The following is a 19130-nucleotide window of genomic DNA, read 5'->3' as shown; positions in this document are numbered from 1 at the left end:
GCCGGCGTGCTGGCGGAAATCGGACCATGCGGTGTGGAAGAGTGACGCCATGCCGGAAGAGCTCACCGCCCAACAGGCCGCTGCGCGCCTGGCGACCGCCGACACGCTCGGGATTCCGCTGGGACCCGGCCAGCCTCCGGCGTTCCTGCGAGCGCTGGGCGATCGCACGGATTGGACGGACCTGCGCGTCTACGGCGCGCTACTCGCGGTCGGCACCGAACTGTTCACCCGGCAGGGCGTCCGCTATCGCTCCGGCTTCTACGGTCCCTTCGAGCGGATGTTGCGGGACATGGGCGCCGACGTCGAGTTCGCGCCAGCGGACTTCCGTCGGTTCGCCCCGTTGCTCGAGCGCCAGGCCCCGCGCGTGATGACGACCGTCGCGGCGGCACCCGACGCGGACGGCTGGTGCTCCCTGTCCCTGCACGCGGGTGCCACAGTCGGGGAATTGCGCCGCGCGGGCGCCGATCCGCAGCGGCTGCTCGTCGTCGAGGCATCGGATGCCTTTCCGCGAACATTCGGGCTGGACGACTACCGCCATGCGTTGCATGTCGACGAGATCGACATCCTCGTGCCCTCGTCCGACGCACCGCTCGCGCTGCCCGCGGCGTCGCCCACCGACGTCGACAGGGCGATCGCGAAGCACGCCGTCGAGTACATACCGTCCGGCGCGACGCTGCAGACGGGCATCGGGTCGATTCCCAGCCAGATCGCCGCGCTGCTCGCCGAGGGCGATGGGCATGGGTACGGCCTGCACAGCGAGATGTTCACCGATGGGTGCATGCAGTTGCACCGTGCCGGCAAGGTCACCAACGCAGGCAAGGGGCTGTACGACGGGGTGAGCGTGACGACCTTCGCGTTCGGCTCGGCCGAGCTCTACGCGTGGCTGGACGGCAACTCCGACGTCGCGTTCCTCCCGGTCGAGATCGTCAACGCGCCGGAGGTGATCGGTGCCAACAACGACATGGTCACGATCAACGGCGCGCTCGGGGTCGACGTCCACGGCCAGGTCGTCGCCGACACCATCGCCGGCGACCAGTTCAGCGGAATCGGCGGTGCCGAGGATTTCGTGGCCGGCGCAGGCCTTGAGCTGTCGGACCGCTCGTTGATCTGCCTGCCTTCGACGTTCGAGAAGGACGGCGTGCTCCAGTCGCGGATCGTGCCGTGGTTCGGCCCCGGCGCCGTGATCACGACGCCGCGCCACCAGGTCGACGTGATCGTCACCGAGTACGGCGCAGCCGAATTGGAGGGACGGACGGTTCGTGAGCGCGGCGAGGCACTGGCCGCGATCGCACATCCGCAGTTCCGCGACGCGCTTCTGGCGGCCGCGCAGCGGGCGGCGCAGGGACGTCCGCCCGCCGGCTAGAGCGGGTTGAGGATCCGCTGGAGGAACTGGCGGGTGCGCTCCTCCTTGGGATCGCCGATGACCTCGTCGGGAGTGCCACGTTCCAGGATGATGCCCTGGTCGGTGAACAGCACCTGGTTGGAAACCTGTCGGGCGAACTGGATTTCGTGTGTGACGATCACCAGCGTCCAGCCCTCGACGGCAAGGTCCTTGATGACCGACAGCACTTCGCCGACCAGCTCCGGGTCGAGGGCCGACGTCGGCTCGTCGAACAGGACCAGCTTGGGTTTCAGCGCCAACGCCCGCGCGATGCCCACCCGCTGCTGCTGCCCGCCCGACAGCTGGAACGGGTACTGGTCGCGTTTGTCGGACAGCCCGACCTGCTCCAGCAACTCTGTGGCCTCGGCGACGACCTCCTCCTTCGGTCGCTTCTGCACGATCACCGGGCCCTCGATCACGTTCTCCAGCACCGTCTTGTGCGGGAACAGGTTGTGGCTCTGGAACACGAAACCGCTGCGCGACTGGAACCGGCGCACCTCGGGTTTCGTTGTCGGCGTGGAGAAGTCGATCTCGACATCGTCCACCCGGATCACGCCGGCATCGGCCCGGTCGAGCGCGTTCAACGTGCGCAGCAGTGTCGTCTTACCCGATCCCGACGGACCGATGATGGTGGTGGCAGTCCCACGAGCCACCTTGAAGGACACGCCTCTGAGCACCTTGTTGTCACCGAAGGCCTTCTCGACACCCTCGGCTTCGACGCGGTACTCGATCGCGCTTCCGTTCGGTTCGTTCATCGCGCCACATACCTTTCCAATCGGCGTTCCACCCGGGCCTGCCCGAACGACAGCACCAGGCAGATGACCCAGTAGTAGATGGCCGCCGTGCCGTACAGCGCAAAGAACTCGAACGTCGGCGCCGCGACGATCTGCGCCTGCCGCAGCAGTTCGGTGACCAGAATCGTTGACGCCAATGACGTGTCCTTGACCAGCGAGATCAAGGTATTCGACAGCGGCGGTACCGCAACGCGGGTGGCCTGCGGCAGGATGATCCGCCGCAGCGCGCCCGCGTAGTTGTAGCCGATGGTCTCGGCGGCTTCCCACTGGCCTTTCGGGACACTCTGAATCGCCGAGCGGATGATCTCGGCCGCATAGCCACCGACGTTGAGGCTGAAGGCGATCACCGCGGCGGGGAACGGGTCGATCTTCACCCCGAACTCCGGCAGTGCGTAGAACACGATGAACAACTGCACCAGCAGTGGCGTACCGCGGATGATCGAAATGTAGAAGCGCGCAATGTTGCTCAGCACCACGTTGGACGACAGCCGGGCCAATGCCACGCCCAGCGCGATCACCAATCCGATGATGAAGCTGATGATGGTCAGCGGGATCGTCATCGTGAGCGCGGCTTTCGCGAGCGGCCACAGGTTGTCGAGGACCAACTGGAACGCCGAACGAACCTGGGGCGGTTCCTGCTGCGATCCCGGCGCACCCTGAGTGCCCTCCGGCGCGGCACCGGTGGCGTCGGCCTTGAGATACTTCTGCGAGATCCTGGCGAGTGTCCCGTTGGCGTGCAGTTCCTGGAGCGCACCGTTGAGCTCGGGCAGCAGGCCGCTGTTCTTCCGTGCGGCGAAACCCTGATCGCTCCGCTCTCCGGTCTGGGCGGCGATCTTCACCGAGGTGTCACCGGTTTCGGCGAGGTAGGCGTAGACGGCGATGCTGTCGTTCACGGTGGCATCGATGCGGCCCTGGTTGAGCAGCGTGATCGCCTGCGCGAAACCCTCCACCGATTGGACGGTGGCGCCGGCATCCCGGGCCACCTGCGCCCAGTTACTGGTGATCGACTGCGCGGTGGTCTTGCCCTTCAGGTCGGCCAGCGACTTGATCGAGTCATCGTCGGCCCTGGTGACGATCACACCTTCGCCGACGGAATACGGTTGGGACAGATCGTATTTGGCCTGGCGCTCCGGGGTTATGGTCACCTGGTTGGCGACGACGTCGAAGCGATTCGCCTCGAGCGCGGCGAAGATGGAGTCCCATGGGGTCTCGACGAATTCGACCGGCACACCGAGCTTCTCGCCAACGGCCCTGGCGACATCGACGTCATACCCGGCGAGCTGGCCCGTCGCAGGGTCGTGATAGCTGAATGGCGAGTAGGTGCCCTCGGTGCCGACCCGTAGCACCCCCGCGGCCCGGATCGGGGTGTCCGCTGGTGCACCGGTGGCGTCGGCCTTGAGGTACTTCTGCGAGATCTGGGACAGCGTGCCGTCGGCACGCAGCTCGCTCAGTGCCTTGTCGAGCTCGGGCAGGTACCCGCTGTCCTTGCGGGCCGCGAAACCCTGCTCACTCTTCTCGCCGACGGTGCCGGCGATCTTGACGCTCGTGTCGCCGGTCTCCGCGAGGTAGGCGTAGACGGCGATGCTGTCATTGACGACGACGTCGACCCGGCCCTGGTTGAGCAGGGTGATGGCCTGGGTGAAACCCTCGACGGACTCGACCTTGGCGCCGGCCTTGCGTGCGACCTCCGACCAGTTGCTGGTGGCGTTCTCCGCTGCGGTCTTGCCCCTGATGTCGGCCAGCGACTTGATCGAGTTGTCGTTCGCCCGGGTGACGATGACACCTTCGCCGACCGTGTAGGGCTGTGACAGGTCGTACTTGCCCTGGCGTTCCGGATTGATGGTCACCTGGTTGGCCACCACGTCGAACCGATCCGCCTCGAGCGCGGCGAAGATGGAGTCCCACGGGGTCTCGACGAATTCGACCTTCACGCCCAGCTTTTCGCCGACCGCCTTGGCGACGTCGACGTCGTAGCCGACGAGTTCACCGGTCTTCGGGTCGTGGTAGCTGAATGGCGAGTAGACGCCCTCGGTGCCGACACGGAGCACGCCGGCAGACTTGATCGGGTCTTCACTCTTACCGGAAGTACCGCATGCGGTGGCCAGCAACGCTGCGAGCAGTATGACGGCGAGCACAGCCCGTCTCAGGTAGTAGTGCACCGGCGCAACCTAGCAACGAGTCGGCCCGCCGCGAAGGGTTCTGCTCAGGACGGCAGGTATATCCACGGGTGCCTGGGCAGCGCCGCCGGGTCGAACCGGTCCAGCATGCCGTCGAGATCCAGTGCCGGCCAGCCCAGCGACGCGCTGATCTGCTCCAGCGCCCGCTCGACGCCGATCTCGGTCAGGGTGACCACGCCGTCGCGTTTGGCCAGCCGGGCACCGTCCTCGTTGAGCACCAGCGGAACGTGGGCGTAGATGGGTTCCGGATAGTCCAGCACCCGGGCCAGATACGCCTGGCGCGGGGACGAGCTCAACAGGTCGTCGCCGCGCACCACCTGGTCGACACCGGAGGCGGCATCGTCGACCACGACGGCCAGGTTGTAGGCGGGCACACCGTCACCGCGGCGCACCACGAAGTCGTCGATGATCCCCGTATAGCTGCCGTGCAGCAGGTCGGTGACTGTGCCGACGAAGGTGTCCGTGCGCAGCCGCAGCGCGGGCGGGCGGCCGGTTTCGGCGCGGCGCTGTGCACGCTCGGCCTCGGTCAGGTCCCGGCACGTGCCCGGGTACGCGCCTTCCGGGGCATGTGGAGCCCGCGGTGCCTGGGCGATATCCCTTCGGCTGCAATAGCATTCGTACAACCCGCCGTCGGAACTCAATTGCTCGATCACGGCGTCGTAGCGGTCCTGGTGACCCGTCTGCCATTCCACCGGCTCATCCCAGGTCAATCCGATCGCAGCCAGGTCGGAGACTTGACGCGTGCCGATCTCGGCGAATGTGCGGTCATCGAGATCTTCGACCCGCAGCAGGAACCGCCGCCCGGTGGACCGGGCGAACAACCAGGCCAGCACCGCGGTGCGCAGGTTGCCGATGTGCAGGTCGGCCGACGGACTCGGCGCGAACCGCCCGGCGGGGGTGAGGCTCACGCCCGCAATCTAGCTAACGACGCTCCCAGGGCGCTGTCTCGCCCATCTTCTTGTAGTACTTGGCCAGGTGGCTCTTCACCCGGTCGATGTCGTCCTCGGGCAGGTCGACACCGCCTCGTGCGCCGTTCATGACCGCGCCCGCAGCCATCACGCCGCGCGGCACCGCTTCGAGCTTGCCGCCGATCACATCGGCGATCAGCAGCTTGTAGGCGGTGAAGTTGTCCTTCTCGTCCTTGTCGTACCAGACGTGGGCATCGCGGTATTTCTGGTTGGGTTCGTCCTGCGCATCGGCCCACTTGCGGACGCGCTTTTCGGCGGCGTCGCCGTCCCACTCGCGGTCCCGGTCAGCCAGTGGCAGGTCCTGGAATGCTGTTACGGACATATTGATGACGTGCCCGAACCGGGCCGGCGGTAAACCCGCCACTCACGCACTAGTCCGGCGCTCCAGCGCTTCGATCACGGCCGGGCAGATGTCGACTCCGTACAGATGCTCCATCGCCTGCAGACCGCCCGGACTCTCGGCGTTGATCTCGATGACTTTGTCGCCGATCATGTCGATGCCGACGAAGAACATCCCATCTTGCGCGAGTTTGTCGTGCATCGCCTCGATCACCGCGCGCTGCTTCTCGGTGACCTCTTCGGGTTGAACTGTGCCGCCCTTGCAGATGTTGGCTCGCGGGTCGTTCCCCTCTGGTACCCGCCGGAAAGCTGCGGGATGTCCGTCGACCTCGATGAGCTCTCCGTCGAGCAGGAAGATCCGCATGTCGCCGTCCTCGGCGCCCTCGACGTATGCCTGGGCGTAGATGTAGCCGTCTTCCAGCACAGACTCCATCATCTGATTCAAGTTGGGCTCGTCATCGCTGACGATCATGAACACGTTGCGGCCCTGCGCGCCGCACAGCGGTTTGATGATGGAGCGTCCCACGGACGAGATGAAGCTCCGGACGTCGTCCACGTTTTGCGTCACCAGGGATCGCTGGCGGATCTGCGCCGGAAACTCGTCGAGGTATACCTTCAACGCCGCACGCATGAGCACCGCGGGGTCGTTGACCACGGTGACGCCGTGCGCCACGAGCAGCTGACCGAACATGGAACCCAAGCTGCTGGCCCACGGCCGATCCTGCCGATCCTCGACCGAGTCGTTCCTCAGAAACACGGCGTCGAGCTCGTCCATGCGTATGCGCTCGGGCGAACTCTCCTTCATGCGATCGACGAACGAGGTCAGCGTGTCCTCACCCCGGGCGATGCCGGGACGTGCGTGCGCCCCGATCTGACCGTCGGGCTCGCCGATACTGACGTCGCTCAGCCCGACGTACCAGACCTCGTGGCCCATCAGGGCAGCCGCCTTCGCGAGGCGGGTGGTCGCGTACTCGTCGACCTCGGTCTCCGCGCGATTGACCAGAAATGCAATCCTCATGCGGCCACATCCATTTCAAGTAGGTCTGCGGGGCTCATGCCGCCGCGCATACGGTCGATCCGCACTTGCGCCCCGGGCGCTGACAGCCAGCGTGGGCGCGCTCGCGGCGGTTCGAGAACCCCTTGCTGGATCAACTCCTCCACGAGCGGCGCATGGTCGAGGGCGAGCTTGCCGGCGAGAAGGGGTTCGATGCTGCGTCCTTCGGCGAAGTACCCGAGGACTCGTTCGATACCGCGCAGATAGATGATGTCCTTGGTCGAACCTCCGCCGAATGTTGCGCGGCTCGTCACCGACCACGCGGTGCGCGGCGCGAAGCCATGGGCGTCGGTCAGGTGATTGAAGATCTCGACGAACTCCGCGTGGGCCAACATCATCGATGCGGCAACGACCCGCGCGGCGAGCACGCGTATGCGCCGGGGATCGAGCCCCCCAACGACGTACTCGGCCAGCACCGCCAGACCTTCCTGCGTCTCCTCGTAAGACGGCAGCCCGACGGCCAGCAGGCTCAACGGCTGCGCCTCGCCGTTGCGATAGGTCAGCACGTGGGTTCCGACCTCGTGCTGGATCAGTGGCTGCACTCGATCCTTGCGGAAGACGGCGGTGGCAGGGATGTAGAGCCTGCCGAACAGCACCATCAGATCGGCGACGTCGTCGCGCACCTCGACCGCTACGGGAAAATCCGGGTAGGCCGACTCCAGCTCCGCGCGTGCCGCCTCCGCGAATTCCATGGCGGTGACGCTGGTCGGGCTGATCGGTTGCGGGTCGATGAGATCGAGCAGTGAGCGGGCCGTTGCGCACAGCGAGTGGCCCGGATCTCCATAGAGTTGCAGCGCGCCATACCTGAACCGCGATGTGCCTCGGTCCTCGAGCAACGTGATCTGCCGGGCGATCTCGTCGCGTTTTCCGCGGAAGAGAGAGTTGAGCGCAGGGTTCTCCACTCGCTCGATCTCGACGTCGTAGAGGTCGCGCCTGACCATATCCGGGTCGAAGTCCAGCGGTCTCGACTGCAGGGTGGGTACTGACTCGAACCCCGAGCGCGCGAAATCCCGCCACGCCTCGGCTCCATTGGTCGGAGTGACGTAGAGCAGGAGGTTGAGCTCGCGCTCGATCTCCGTCAGACGCGCATCGACGTCCAAGGATTCCTGCGCAAGGGGCGAAGTTCGACCCACTTGCTATCGATACCCAATTGTCGACGTGGTCAATCCGTTGTTCGAAGTTGTGCCCGCTAACGTTCAGGAAATGGCAGAGCGGAGAATCGCCGGCGGCACGATCCGGGTTGACCATCGAGACGGACTGGTGCAGGCGCGAGGTGTGCGCTACGGCACCGCCAGGCGATTCGGGGCTGCCGAACCGCCCGCGGCCTGGTCGGGTGTTCGCGATGCGACCCAATCAGGTCCCGCCTGCCCGCAGCGGCCGTCACGTCTGGGCTGGGTCACCGGCGACGCACTGGCCGGCTTGTCGACGAACGAGGACTGCCTCGTGCTGACCGTCACGGCCCCCGTCGATGCGCGCCGGCTTCCGGTCATGGTGTGGTTCCACGGCGGTGCGTACGTCGCGGGCAGCGGGGAGTCTGCCAAGTACGACCCGAGTGCCCTGGCCCGGGCAGGCAACGTGGTGGTGGTCAACGTGAGCTACCGGCTCGGCATCTTCGGGTATCTGGCGCCACCCGGGACCGGCGAGGACAACCTGGGACTGCGTGACCAAATCCTGGCGCTGCGCTGGGTGCACGACAACATCGCCGCGTTCGGTGGCGACGCGGCCAATGTCACCGCATTCGGCCAATCGGCCGGTGCGCATTCGGTCATGTCGCTGATGCTGTGCCAGGACGCGGTCGGGCTGTTCCACCGCGCGATCCTGCAGAGCGCTCCGCTCGAGTTGGACGACGGGCGCGACGAGATGGCGCAGGTCATGGGCTCGGCGATGGCCACCACCCTCGCCGGCTCCGATCCGGCCGAGGCGAGTGTCGACCAGCTGCTCGCAGCGGAAGGCGCCGCGGTGGCCGCCGCGCAGGGTTTCGGTCTCCTCGGCGGACTCGCGTTCGCGCCCCGGCTCGGCCGGGCGCCGCTGCCGGCACCCGCGGACGTACCCGATGCCATCGCCGACGCGGCGGGGCGCATCGAGCTGCTGATCGGATACACCAAGGACGACGCCGCGCCGTTCGTGGCGATGGACCCTCGGGTGGCCAGGCTCAACCGGGTGCCCGTCCTCGGGCGGCTCGCCGTCCGGGCCGGGTCGGCGACGATCACCAAACAGGCGTTCGCCGGCCCGGCCGAACGCCTGGCCGCGGCCTGGCGCACCCACGGCGGCCGGGTGGGCACCTATCGCTTCGACTGGACACCGGTCAACGCTCCGTTGGGCGCCTGCCACTGCATGGAGTTGCCGTTCCTGTTCGGCACACCGCAGACCTGGGCGGATGCCCCGATGCTCGGCCCGCAGCGGGCCATCGACAGTCAGCTCTCGGCCGAGATGCGCACTCGCTGGACACAATTCGCCCACCGCGGCGTCGAATCGCTGCCCGCGCCGGCACTGCGGTTCGGCTGAGCCAGAACAGACCTCCCTTGGTAGGGTTTCGGCAAAATTCGGACGCGGTGGTGTGATGGCGATTATGGGCGCAGTCCCGTCTCTGCGTGGCCGCGTCAGCGAATGCGCGGCACTTCGAGACCTGGTATCGCGTAGCCGTTCGGGCGGCAGCGCGGTGCTGGTGGTGCGCGGCGAGGCCGGCGTCGGCAAGACGGCGCTGCTCGACTACGCCATCGAACACGCGCCGGGGTTCCGGGTGACCCAGGTGGCCGGGGTCGAGTCCGACATGGAGCTGGCCTTCGCCGGATTGCATCAGCTGTGCGCACCGCTGCTGGATCACCTCGACGAGCTCCCCGAACCGCAGCGCGATGCGCTCTCGGTGGCTTTCGGTCGTGGCGTAGGCACAGTGCCCGATCGCTTTCTGGTCGGCCTGGCGGTGCTGAGCCTGCTGGCTGCCGCCGCCGACGATCAGCCGCTGCTGTGTGTGATCGACGACGCCCAGTGGCTCGATCAGGTGTCGGTTCAGACCCTTGGGTTCGTCGCGCGGCGGCTGCTGGCCGAGCCGGTGGTACTGGTGTTCGGGGTCCGCGACGATCGCGACGGCGCCGCCGTCGACGTCCTGCCTGGCCTGCCCGAGCTGCGGCTCGAAGGTCTGTCGGACAGCGATGCCAGGGACCTGCTGGACTCGGTGGTTCTGGGGCGGCTCGACGAGCGGGTCCGTGACCGGCTCATCGCCGAAAGCCGCGGTAATCCGCTGGCCCTGCTGGAAGTGCCGCGTAATGTCCCGGCTGCGGAGCGTGCCGGTGGCTTTTGGATCGCGGGGACGCGGCCGTCGGTCGGGCAGGTCGAGGAGGCCTTTGTCCGCCGAATCCAGTCACTGCCCGCGGATACTCGTCAGTTGGCGCTGCTCGCGGCGGCGGATCCGGTCGGTGATCCGGTGGTGTTCTCGCGTGCCGCAGAGTATTTGGGGATCGGCTTGGAAGCGCTGGCGCCGGCCGAGGCCGCCGGGGTGATCGAGTTCGGCCCCCGCATGCGGTTTCACCACCCGCTGGTCCGGTCGGCGGCCTACCGGGCGGCAGACGTGGCCGACCGCCGGGCGGTGCACCGGGCGCTGGCGAGTGCCTCCGATCCCGAGCAGGATCCCGATCGCCGGGCCTGGCACGCCGCCAACGCCGCGACCGGTCCCGACGACGTCGTGGCCGCCGAACTGGAAGCCTCGGCATGGCGCGCCCAGAGCCGAGGCGGGATCGCCGCCGCGGCCACATTTCTTGAGCGGGCGGCGATCCTGTCCGCCGATCCGGCCCTGCGCGCCGCCCGCGCGATCGCGGCGGCCGGAGCCAAACGTGAGGCAGCGGCTCCTGAAGCCGCCTATGAACTGCTGTCCCTGGCTGAACTGAATCCGCTGACCGACCTGCAGCGAGCCCAGGTGGGACGGCTGCGCGCACAGATGGAGTTCACCCGCAGCCGGGGCGGTCTGCCGGGGGCGCCAGCGGTCCGCCATGCGGCCGCGCTGCTGCTGGATGCCGCCAGGCAGCTGGAGCACCTCGACGACGAGCTGGCCCGGGAGACGTATATCGAGGCGATGGCCGCCGCGATGTTCGCCTCGCGCAGTCAGCCCGAGGCGCTGATCTCGGCCGCAGAGGCGGCGCGTGCGGCGGTCGAGGGCGTCGTGGCGCCGTCTCGGCCCATCGACGTCCTGCTCATCGGCATGGCGAAGTTGGTCACCGAAGGTCTGCAGGCAGCAGCCGATGACCTGCGTTCCGCACTGGAGCTGTGGTGCGAACACGCCCGACGGCACGATGGCCGGGCCCTGGGCTGGTTGACTTTGGCCTTCCCGATCGTCCAGGAATCGGCCGCTCACGAGATATGGGACGACGAGTTGATCGACCGACTCGCCACTGACATGGTCGGCTACGCCCGCGCTACGGGAGCGCTGGCCATTTTGCCTGCGGCGATCGCCTACCAAGCCGGAGCGCACGTGCACCATGGCGAATTCGTCACGGCGGCACGGCTTATGGAGGAGGCTGATTCGATCTCGGCGGCCATCGGCCATCACCCGATGAAGTACCACAAGGTGGAGCTGGCGGCCTGGCGTGGAGACCTCACCGAGGCCGGCGCCCTGATCGAGGCGGGCACGGCGGAGGGAATCGCCAAGGGTGAGGGTCGGCTGCTGGGCGTCGCCGGGTATGCGGCCGCGGTGCTCTACAACGGGCTGGGCCGGTACCAGGAGGCGTTGGCGGCGGCCCAGAAAGCCTGCGAGTACAACAACCTCGGGTTCTACAGTTGGACCCTGCTCGAGCTGGCCGAGGCCGCTGTGCGCGTAGGTGAGCGGGAGGTCGCCGAGGACGCGGTGCGCCGGCTGGAGCGTTGTGCGGGTGCCAGTGAAACCGACTGGGGCATAGGAGCCTTGGCCGGTGCGCGGGCCCTGGTAGCTGGTGACGCTGAAGCCGATGCGTTGTTCAACGAGGCCGTCGAACGGCTCCGCCGCACCCGGATCGGGGTGCAGTTGGCCCGGACCCACCTGCGCTACGGGGAGTGGCTGCGTCGCCAGAAGCGGCGCACCAGCGCACGTGAACACCTCAACGCCGCGTACGACATGTTCACCAAGATGGGCGCCACGGGCTTCGCCGAACGAGCCCGCCGCGAGCTGACCGCCACCGGGGAGAAAGTGCGCAAACAGCCGTTGCTCTCGGGCGACGAGTTGACCGCGCAGGAGGCGCAGATCGCGCAGTTGGCCCGCGACGGGCTGACCAATCAGGAGATCGGGGCGCAGCTGTTCATCAGCACCCACACCGTCGAATGGCACCTGCGCAAGGTCTTCGTCAAGCTCGGTGTCCGGTCACGCAGGCAGCTGCGATCCGTGTCTTGGACCGGTTGAACCACGGGTTTTCAAGGGTCCCAAGCGCCATTGCAGCAGCCAGGCTCATCGAATGGCGACGATCCTGCTGCAAACCACGATCACAGCGAATCCCGACGACTGGGATGTCAGCCGATTCTCGATGCTGGCCGCCGAGCTACGTGCCGACGGGCACGATGTGCTGGCCCGCAATCGGGCCGATCACGTCGCGCAGGATCCGGTGCTCCGCAACCTCGACGAGCTCGGGTTCGACCAGCTGTGGCTGATGGCCGTCGACGTCGGCAACGGTCTCACGCCCGACGAATGCGCGGCGATCGGCAGGTTCCGCGGACTCGGCGGCGCGGTGCTGACCGCGCGCGATCACCAGAACCTCGGCAGCTGCCTGCGGGGGCTGGGGTCGTTGGGGCAGGTCAACGAATTCCACGACGCCAGCCTGGACCCGGCGTCCCGCTGCGACGACCAGGACAACCCGGACATCTCGTGGCCCAACTACCACTCGGGCTCCAACGGTGACTATCAGCCGGTGCTGGCCGAGCAGCCGGTGCACCAGCTGCTGCGCACCGCCCGGACCGCCAGCGGCCGCATCGAGTGGTTCCCGGCCCACCCCCATGAGGGTTCGGTCTCGGCCCACGTGCCGTTCGCGACGGTGGTGGCCCGGGGACGCAGCACCGCGACCGGCAGACAGTTCAACCTCGCGGTGGCACTCGACGGTGAGCGCACGCCGGAGGGCAGGCCGATGGGCCGGGCTGTGGCGGAGTCGACCTTCCACCATTTCGCCGATTACAACTGGGATCTGGACCGCGGGGCGCCGTCGTTCGTCACCGATCGGCCCGGCTCGCAGATCAGGGCCGATCCGTCGCTTCTCGGGGTGTTCAAGGATTACGTCCGCAACCTCGCGACCTGGCTGCAGCCACCGGATCACCACTAGTGGGGAAGCAGGCCCGGGACGATGTCGTTGAGCCGGAAGGTGACGGGCTGGTCCAGCTGGGCGTAGGTGCACGACCGCGGGTCGCGGTCGGGTCGCCAGCGGTTGAACTGGGCGGTGTGACGAAACCGCCTGCCCTCCATGTGGTCATAGCGGACCTCGACGACGCGGTCGGGTCGCAACGGCACGAAGGACAGGTCCTTGCCGGCGTTCCAGCGTGAGCCGCCGCCGTACCTGCGCGCGAGGTCCGGGTCGGCGGCCACCTGAGCGGCCCAGTTCCAGGGGTGATTCTCGAAGTCGGTGACCAGGGACTGCAATTCGGTGAAGAGGGCCCGGCGTCGTTCCATCGGGAAGGCGCCGATGACGCCGACGGATGCCAGCTCGCCGTCATCGGTGTAGAGCCCGAGCAGCAGCGAGCCGACCGCATCCGGGCCCGATTTGTGGAGCCGATAGCCGGCGACCACGCAGTCGGCGGTCCGCTGATGCTTGATCTTCACCATGACCCGTTTGTCGGGCTGATAGGTGAGCGTGAGCGGTTTGGCGATCAGCCCGTCGAGCCCGGCTCCCTCGAACTCGTCGAACCAGCGCCGCGCGGTCGGCAGATCGGTGGTGGCCGGGGTGACATGGAATGACGGACCCGAACCCAGCGCGTCGACCAGGGCGGCGCGACGTTGCACGAACGGCCGGCCCGTGAGGTCGTCGTCACCCAGCGCGAGCAGGTCGAAGGCGATGAAGCGGGCCGGTGTCTGTTCGGCCAGCAGGCGTACCCGGGAGGCAGCCGGGTGCAGACGCAGTTGCAATGCCTCGAAGTCCAGGCCGCCGTCGGTGGGTAGGACGATCTCGCCGTCGACAACACATCGCGGCGGGAGTTCGGCCTTGGCTGCCTCGACGAGTTCGGGGAAATACCGGGTCATCGGCCGCTCGTTGCGGCTGCCCAACTCGACTTCGTCACCGTCTCGGAACACCAACGCCCGGAAGCCGTCCCACTTCGGTTCGTAGGACGCATCCGGTGGAATCACTGTTGCCGGCTTGGCCAGCATCGGCGAGACGGGCGGCATCACGGGAAGCAGCATGGATCCGGATCTGGGTGTGAAGTTCTCAGTTTGCGGTTACTCAGTATGCGCTACGCAGTCCGGCCAAGTCGCGAGGCAAGAGCGGGAGTACCGGGTTTCAGGCGGCCCCTTCGGGTATGCGTCAAGCAGAGCGTGACTGGTCCCAACCGCCGCCGGGCTGTTCCTCGAATCCGTGCGATGAGTTGGCGGCGGCGCGGCGGTCTAGATCCAGGACACCCCGATGAACCAGGATGGAGCCCGTGGACCTACCCGTAGTGCCGCCGATCGAACCGATGCTCGCCAAAGCCCAGGTGAAGGTGCCCGACGAGGGCGGGGTGTGGTCCTACGAGCCGAAATGGGACGGCTTCCGTGCGCTGGCCTTCCGGGACGGCGACGAGGTGGTGCTGCAGTCCCGCAGCGGGAAGGAACTCGGCCGCTACTTCCCCGAACTGCTCGACGCGCTGCGTGCCGAACTCGCCGAGCGCTGTGTCCTCGATGGTGAGGTGGTGGTGCCCCGAGAGATCGACGGCCGGGTCCGTCTGGACTGGGAGTCGTTGTCGCAGCGCATCCATCCGGCCGAGTCGAGGGTGCGGATGCTCGCCGAACAGACCCCGGCGCATTTCATCGGATTCGACGCTCTGGCCACCGGTGACCGGTCGCTGCTCGCCGAGCCGTTCCGGGTGCGCCGTGAGGCGCTGATCGACGCCGTCAACGCCAAGCAGTGGTGTCATGTCACCCGGACCACCACCGATCCCGAACTCGGTGCTCAGTGGTTGCAGACCTTCGAGGGGGCCGGGCTCGACGGGGTGATCGCCAAGAAGCTCGACGGGCCCTACCTGCCGGGCAAGCGGGAGATGGTGAAGGTCAAGCACCACCGCGACGCCGATTGCGTGGCTATCGGTTACCGCATCCACAAGAGCGGCGAGGGTGTCGGCTCGATCCTGCTCGGCCTCTACCGCCCCGACGGTGAACTGCAGATGGTCGGTGGTGCAGCCTCGTTCAGCGTCAAGGACCGAGTCAAGCTGCTGGCCGATCTGGAGCCGCTGCGGGAGGGCGATGAAGTCCGCGAGGGTGACCCCAGCCGCTGGAATTCGGCCGCGGACAAGCGCTGGATTCCGGTGCGCCCCGAGCGTGTGTGCGAGGTGGCCTATGACCAGATGGAAGGCAACACCGTTCACGGGCAACGCTTCCGGCACGCCGTGAAGTTCATGCGTTGGCGCCCGGACCGGGAACCGTCGAGCTGCACGTTCGACCAGCTCGACGTCCCGCTGAACTACGACCTGTACGACGTTCTCGAGGGAGACAGCTGAAATGGCAACCCCGGCAACCGAACTCGATGTCGACGGGATCAAGGTCCGGTTCACCAACCCGGATAAGGTGTACTACCCGAAGCTCGGCAAGGACGGCACCAAGGGCAAGCTGATGGAGTACTACCTCAGCGTCGCCGACCGCATGGTCGCGCTGTTGAAAGATCGGCCCACCCATCTGCAGCGGTTCCCCGACGGCATCGAGGGTGAGGAGATCTACCAGAAGCGGGTCCCACAGAAGCATCCCGACTACCTGGAGACCTGCGTCGTCACCTTCCCGTCCGGCCGAACCGCGGACGCCCTCAAGGTGACGCACCCGGCGGCCATCGCTTGGGCCGCGCAGATGGGCACGATCACCTTGCACCCCTGGCAGGTTCGGTGCCCGGACACCGAACACCCCGACGAGCTGCGTATCGACCTGGACCCGCAGCCGGGCACCGGGTTCGCTGAGGCCGCGGCGGTCGCCTGCGATGTGCTCAAGCCGCTTCTCGACGAGCTGGGCCTGGTCGGCTATCCGAAAACCTCCGGCGGCCGCGGCGTGCACATCTTCCTGCCGATCTTGACCGACTGGGATTTCATCGCGGTGCGCCGGGCCGGGATCGCCCTGGCCCGCGAGGTGGAGCGGCGCGCCCCCGATGCGGTGACCACGTCGTGGTGGAAGGAGGAGCGGGGAGAGCGGCTGTTCATCGACTACAACCAGAACGCCCGCGACCGCACGTTCGCCTCGGCCTACTCGGCCCGCAAGACCCCGATCGCGACCGTGTCGACACCGTTGTCCTGGGCCGAGCTCCGCGACGCCAACCCCGACGACTACACGATCGCCACCGTGCCGGATTTCCTTGCCGGACGGGAAGATCCATGGGCCGGCATCGACGAGAAGAAGCAGTCCCTGCAGCCGCTGCTGGACCTGGTAGCCGCCGATGAGGAACGCGGCCTGGGGGATCTGCCGTACCCGCCGAGCTATCCGAAGATGCCGGGAGAGCCGCCCCGGGTGCAGCCGAGCAAGAAGGTGGCGGCCAATTGGGACGAGGAAGGCAACCGCCGCCAGGATTAGCCGCCACCGCGCCTCACCGGATTGTCCGGGCGTGAACCGGGGCGTAGCGCTCGCCCGCGACGCGGCCCGGTGCGAATATCCCGGCCAGAAGGGCCACTTCATCGGCACTGATCGCAACGTCGGTGGCTGCGATGTTCTCCCGGACGAACGGGATCCGCTTGGTCCCGGGAATCGGCACCACATCGAGCGGCTGCGCGAGCAACCAGGCCAACGCCAGCTGTCCTGGGCTGCAACCCTTCTCCGCCGCGATGGCTCGAAGTTGCTCTACCGGCTCGAGGTTGACCGCGAGGTTCTCCGCCGAGAACCTCGGGTTCGTGGCCCGGAAGTCGCCCGCGGCGAAGGTGCTACCGGCCGTCACTGATCCGGTGAGCGCCGAGCGGCCCAGCGGGCTGTAGGGCACGAGGGTGATGCCCAATTCCCGGCACGTCGATGTGATGCCCTCCTCGACGTGCCGTTCCCACAGTGAGTACTCGGATTGCAGTGCGGTGATCGGGTGCGTGGCGTGTGCGCGGCGGAGTTGGTCCGGGCCGACCTCGCTGAGCCCGATGGCACGGACTTTGCCTGCCGCGACCAGTTCGGCCATCGCTCCCACGGTTTCCTCGATCGGCACGCTCGGGTCGAGGCGGTGGTAGTAGTACAAGTCGATGACGTCGGTTCCCAAGCGCCGCAGGCTTGCCTCACATGCGGTTCGCACGTACTCGGGCCTGCCGTCGATCGCGATTCCGTTCTCGGAGTCGTTGATCTTCGCCGCGAACTTGGTCGCCAGCACGATCTCGTCCCGGCGTCCGGCGATCGCGCCGCCGATCAGTCGCTCGTTGTGGCCGAAGCCGCGGATCGGCACACCGAAGGTGATGTCGGACGCGCCGTAGACATCGGAGGTGTCGAGGAAGTCCACCCCGAGTTCGAGTGCGGTGCGGATGGTGGCCGCCGACTCGCTGTCGTCGGCGTCGCCGTAGGACTGCGACATTCCCATGCAGCCCAGACCGATCGGGCGCACCGTCAACTCCGAGTGCCCGAGGGTTGTCCTCATTTGGCGGCTCCCAGCGGGTCGACCTGATCGGCGGTGACGTCATCGGCCGCGGTGGAAAGGCTGAGGGCCTCCCACTTCTCGTCGTCGGCCAGCAGGTCGCGCCCGGCGGCGGTCGCGTAGCAGTAGGCATCGGGGCCCACGAGCAACCTCGCCGGGGGATCGCCCATCTCGGCGATGGTGACGACGAGTTCGGCCACCTTGGTGGGGTCGCTGGCCCCGAGGTTCTCCGGAGTGCTTTGGGCGATCGACGCGCCGACGGTGGTGGCGTACTCCTCGCGGACAGTGTCGACCCGCATCGACGACCCTGCCCAATCAGTGCGCATACCACCGGGTTCCAGGACCGTGACCTTGATTCCGAGAGGTGCGACCTCCTTGGCGAGCACGCCGGAGAATCCGGTGACAGCCCACTTGGCCGACTGGTATGCACCCAGGCCGGCGCGCACGAGTCGCCCGCCCACCGACGAGATCTGGACGATGTGACCGGCCCGCTGGGCACGCATGACGGGGAGTGCGGCTTGGGAGAGCCGTACGACGCCGAGGAAGTTGGCGTCGATCTGGGTGCGGAAGTCGTCGAAGTCGAAGTCTTCGATGGCGGCCATGTTCGCGTAGCCCGCGTTGTTGACCAACACATCGAGCCGGCCGAACCGCTCGACCGCGGTGGCCACTGCCGCGCGCACCTGGTCGTCATCGGTCACGTCGAGTTGGACAACGGCGAGGCGGTCCGGTTCCCCGGCGGCAAGGTCGGCCAGGGCGTCAGGGGAGCGGACACCGGCGACGACGCGGTGTCCCGCGCCCAATGCGGCTTCTACGATGGCGCGGCCCAGACCACGGGATGCGCCAGACACCAGAAATACGTACGACATTGCGGTTACCTGCTTTCGGTTGACATATCTGGGTGGAGTAGCGATTCAGGCGACGCTGCGGACGGTTCCGCCGTCGACGCGCAGATCGGCACCGCTGATGTAGCCGGCCTGCGTGCTGGCCAAAAATGCGACCGCGTAGGCGATTTCGTCTGGCCTGCCGAAGCGGCCGATGTCGTTGGGAAACCACTCGGTCGCTGCTGCGGCGCTGATGGCCATGTCGCGCACGGGTTCGGTCAGGATGACCCCTGGCGCGACGGTGTTGGATGTGATGCCCGTACCGGCGAGCTCCCGGGCCAGCGACACGGTGAGGTTGTGTCGGGCGGCGAGGGTTGCGTTGTAGTGCGGCTGCATGGCGACCGGTTGGATCGCCAGCCCGCCGCCGATCTGAATGACACGGCCCCAGCCGCGCCGCCGCATCCCCGGTACGAGGCGCTCGATCATTCGCACCCCGGATACGACATTGACCTGATAGATCTGCGCCCATCGCTCGGCCGTGAGTTCTGACCAACCGAGCCCGTCGTACTGCCCGGCATTGTTGACGAGGATGTCGATGTCGCCCGCGGTCGCGGCTACGGCGTCGGCACCTGCGTCGGTGGTCAGGTCGCCGGTGACGGATACCGCGTCGCCGCCGCCGGCACGAATGTGCTCGGCGACGGCCTTCGCGCGTGATGCGTCGCGCCCGTGGACCACGACGGAAGCACCCTCCGCGGCAAGCGTTTCAGCGATGGCCTGACCGAGTCCGGTGCTCGATCCGGTGACCAGTGCGCGCTTGCCGGACAGACCCAGATCCATGACCACGCTCCTATGTCTACGCTCGTATACATCCGGTAGGTATACATACGTAG

The 19130-nt window shown here is 67.3% G+C and carries 16 protein-coding genes and 1 pseudogene; 6 read left to right on the top strand and 11 right to left on the bottom strand.

Annotated elements, in window-relative coordinates; translation table 11 throughout:
• Window positions 1-49: 49 nt before the first annotated feature.
• A complete protein-coding gene (locus EH231_RS21215) occupies window positions 50-1363 on the top strand; it encodes an acetyl-CoA hydrolase/transferase family protein (protein ID WP_124713269.1) in 1314 nt (437 codons plus the stop codon).
• Here the strand turns inward: EH231_RS21215 and EH231_RS21210 are convergent.
• The 7 genes and pseudogenes from EH231_RS21210 to EH231_RS21185 all read right to left on the bottom strand — a co-directional run bounded on the left by EH231_RS21210 (window position 1360) and on the right by EH231_RS21185 (window position 7846).
• Window positions 1360-2136 (bottom strand): amino acid ABC transporter ATP-binding protein, encoded by a 777-nt coding sequence (locus EH231_RS21210; protein WP_090430069.1) that lies wholly within the window; start codon window positions 2134-2136, stop codon window positions 1360-1362. The two genes, EH231_RS21215 and EH231_RS21210, sit on opposite strands and share 4 nt — an antisense overlap.
• A complete protein-coding gene (locus EH231_RS21205) occupies window positions 2133-3536 on the bottom strand; it encodes an ABC transporter permease subunit (protein ID WP_241178191.1) in 1404 nt (467 codons plus the stop codon). The genes EH231_RS21210 and EH231_RS21205 overlap by 4 nt, the downstream gene beginning before the upstream one ends.
• A gap of 93 nt (window positions 3537-3629) precedes the next feature.
• Window positions 3630-4223 (bottom strand): annotated as a pseudogene (locus EH231_RS34910) (transporter substrate-binding domain-containing protein); the annotation flags it as partial.
• Window positions 4224-4378: 155 nt separating this feature from the next.
• Window positions 4379-5260: a tRNA glutamyl-Q(34) synthetase GluQRS gene (gene gluQRS, locus EH231_RS21200; protein WP_124713267.1), complete on the bottom strand. Its 882-nt coding sequence runs from the start codon at window positions 5258-5260 to the stop codon at window positions 4379-4381.
• Between the two features lie 13 nt (window positions 5261-5273).
• Window positions 5274-5642, bottom strand: coding sequence for a hypothetical protein (locus EH231_RS21195; protein WP_124713266.1), 369 nt, complete (start codon window positions 5640-5642; stop codon window positions 5274-5276).
• Window positions 5643-5684: 42 nt separating this feature from the next.
• Complete coding sequence (locus tag EH231_RS21190) at window positions 5685-6677, bottom strand: ATP-grasp domain-containing protein (RefSeq protein WP_090430076.1); 993 nt, start codon at window positions 6675-6677, stop codon at window positions 5685-5687.
• Window positions 6674-7846, bottom strand: coding sequence for a peptidase MATCAP family protein (locus tag EH231_RS21185; RefSeq protein ID WP_124713265.1), 1173 nt, complete (start codon window positions 7844-7846; stop codon window positions 6674-6676). The genes EH231_RS21190 and EH231_RS21185 overlap by 4 nt, the downstream gene beginning before the upstream one ends.
• 70 nt (window positions 7847-7916) lie before the next feature.
• On the opposite strand from EH231_RS21185, the gene EH231_RS21180 reads away from it, so the two are divergent.
• The 3 genes from EH231_RS21180 to EH231_RS21170 are packed head-to-tail and all read left to right on the top strand — an operon-like array spanning window position 7917 to window position 12982.
• Window positions 7917-9218, top strand: a complete 1302-nt coding sequence (locus EH231_RS21180) for a carboxylesterase family protein (protein ID WP_124713264.1) — start codon at window positions 7917-7919, stop codon at window positions 9216-9218.
• 55 nt (window positions 9219-9273) lie between these two features.
• Entirely contained in the window at window positions 9274-12075 is a 2802-nt protein-coding gene (locus EH231_RS21175; protein ID WP_124713263.1) for a helix-turn-helix transcriptional regulator, read from the top strand.
• Window positions 12076-12127: 52 nt separating this feature from the next.
• Window positions 12128-12982, top strand: a complete 855-nt coding sequence (locus EH231_RS21170; RefSeq protein ID WP_090430081.1) for a hypothetical protein — start codon at window positions 12128-12130, stop codon at window positions 12980-12982.
• Here EH231_RS21170 and EH231_RS21165 read toward each other — a convergent pair.
• Window positions 12979-14052: an ATP-dependent DNA ligase gene (locus EH231_RS21165; RefSeq protein WP_124713262.1), complete on the bottom strand. Its 1074-nt coding sequence runs from the start codon at window positions 14050-14052 to the stop codon at window positions 12979-12981. The two genes, EH231_RS21170 and EH231_RS21165, sit on opposite strands and share 4 nt — an antisense overlap.
• A 230-nt stretch (window positions 14053-14282) precedes the next feature.
• On the opposite strand from EH231_RS21165, the gene EH231_RS21160 reads away from it, so the two are divergent.
• Together EH231_RS21160 and ligD are read left to right on the top strand one after the other, a co-directional pair.
• Window positions 14283-15341: an ATP-dependent DNA ligase gene (locus tag EH231_RS21160; RefSeq protein WP_164480970.1), complete on the top strand. Its 1059-nt coding sequence runs from the start codon at window positions 14283-14285 to the stop codon at window positions 15339-15341.
• Between the two features lies 1 nt (window position 15342).
• Entirely contained in the window at window positions 15343-16392 is a 1050-nt protein-coding gene (gene ligD / locus EH231_RS21155) for a non-homologous end-joining DNA ligase (protein ID WP_124713261.1), read from the top strand.
• A 13-nt stretch (window positions 16393-16405) separates the two neighbouring features.
• Here the strand turns inward: ligD and EH231_RS21150 are convergent, their stop codons facing one another.
• The 3 genes from EH231_RS21150 to EH231_RS21140 are packed head-to-tail and all read right to left on the bottom strand — an operon-like array spanning window position 16406 to window position 19077.
• Window positions 16406-17422 (bottom strand): aldo/keto reductase, encoded by a 1017-nt coding sequence (locus tag EH231_RS21150; protein ID WP_124713260.1) that lies wholly within the window; start codon window positions 17420-17422, stop codon window positions 16406-16408.
• On the bottom strand, window positions 17419-18285 hold the full coding sequence (locus EH231_RS21145) for an SDR family NAD(P)-dependent oxidoreductase (RefSeq protein WP_124713259.1): 867 nt from the start codon (window positions 18283-18285) through the stop codon (window positions 17419-17421). Before EH231_RS21145 ends, EH231_RS21150 begins: the two co-directional genes overlap by 4 nt.
• A 45-nt stretch (window positions 18286-18330) precedes the next feature.
• The gene (locus EH231_RS21140) at window positions 18331-19077 is read right to left on the bottom strand and encodes an SDR family NAD(P)-dependent oxidoreductase (protein WP_124713258.1); all 747 of its coding nucleotides are present in this window, start codon (window positions 19075-19077) and stop codon (window positions 18331-18333) included.
• Window positions 19078-19130: the final 53 nt, after the last annotated feature.

It is taken from the genome of Mycolicibacterium nivoides (assembly GCF_003855255.1).
GTDB lineage: Bacteria > Actinomycetota > Actinomycetes > Mycobacteriales > Mycobacteriaceae > Mycobacterium > Mycobacterium nivoides.
Note: the sequence above shows the minus strand (reverse complement) of the source record. Positions and strands in the feature narration are given on the sequence as shown.

What these genes read in the sequence shown, in the direction of transcription:
- EH231_RS21215 (WP_124713269.1), top strand. Translation starts at nt 50, where the DNA reads ATGCCGGAAGAGCTCACCGCCCAACAGGCCGCTGCGCGCCTGGCGACC.
- EH231_RS21210 (WP_090430069.1), bottom strand. Translation starts at nt 2,136, where the DNA reads ATGAACGAACCGAACGGAAGCGCGATCGAGTACCGCGTCGAAGCCGAG.
- EH231_RS21195 (WP_124713266.1), bottom strand. Translation starts at nt 5,642, where the DNA reads ATGTCCGTAACAGCATTCCAGGACCTGCCACTGGCTGACCGGGACCGC.
- EH231_RS21190 (WP_090430076.1), bottom strand. Translation starts at nt 6,677, where the DNA reads ATGAGGATTGCATTTCTGGTCAATCGCGCGGAGACCGAGGTCGACGAG.
- EH231_RS21180 (WP_124713264.1), top strand. Translation starts at nt 7,917, where the DNA reads ATGGCAGAGCGGAGAATCGCCGGCGGCACGATCCGGGTTGACCATCGA.
- EH231_RS21175 (WP_124713263.1), top strand. Translation starts at nt 9,274, where the DNA reads ATGGCGATTATGGGCGCAGTCCCGTCTCTGCGTGGCCGCGTCAGCGAA.
- EH231_RS21170 (WP_090430081.1), top strand. Translation starts at nt 12,128, where the DNA reads ATGGCGACGATCCTGCTGCAAACCACGATCACAGCGAATCCCGACGAC.
- EH231_RS21165 (WP_124713262.1), bottom strand. Translation starts at nt 14,052, where the DNA reads ATGCTGCTTCCCGTGATGCCGCCCGTCTCGCCGATGCTGGCCAAGCCG.
- EH231_RS21160 (WP_164480970.1), top strand. Translation starts at nt 14,283, where the DNA reads ATGGAGCCCGTGGACCTACCCGTAGTGCCGCCGATCGAACCGATGCTC.
- ligD (WP_124713261.1), top strand. Translation starts at nt 15,343, where the DNA reads ATGGCAACCCCGGCAACCGAACTCGATGTCGACGGGATCAAGGTCCGG.
- EH231_RS21150 (WP_124713260.1), bottom strand. Translation starts at nt 17,422, where the DNA reads ATGAGGACAACCCTCGGGCACTCGGAGTTGACGGTGCGCCCGATCGGT.
- EH231_RS21145 (WP_124713259.1), bottom strand. Translation starts at nt 18,285, where the DNA reads ATGTCGTACGTATTTCTGGTGTCTGGCGCATCCCGTGGTCTGGGCCGC.
- EH231_RS21140 (WP_124713258.1), bottom strand. Translation starts at nt 19,077, where the DNA reads ATGGATCTGGGTCTGTCCGGCAAGCGCGCACTGGTCACCGGATCGAGC.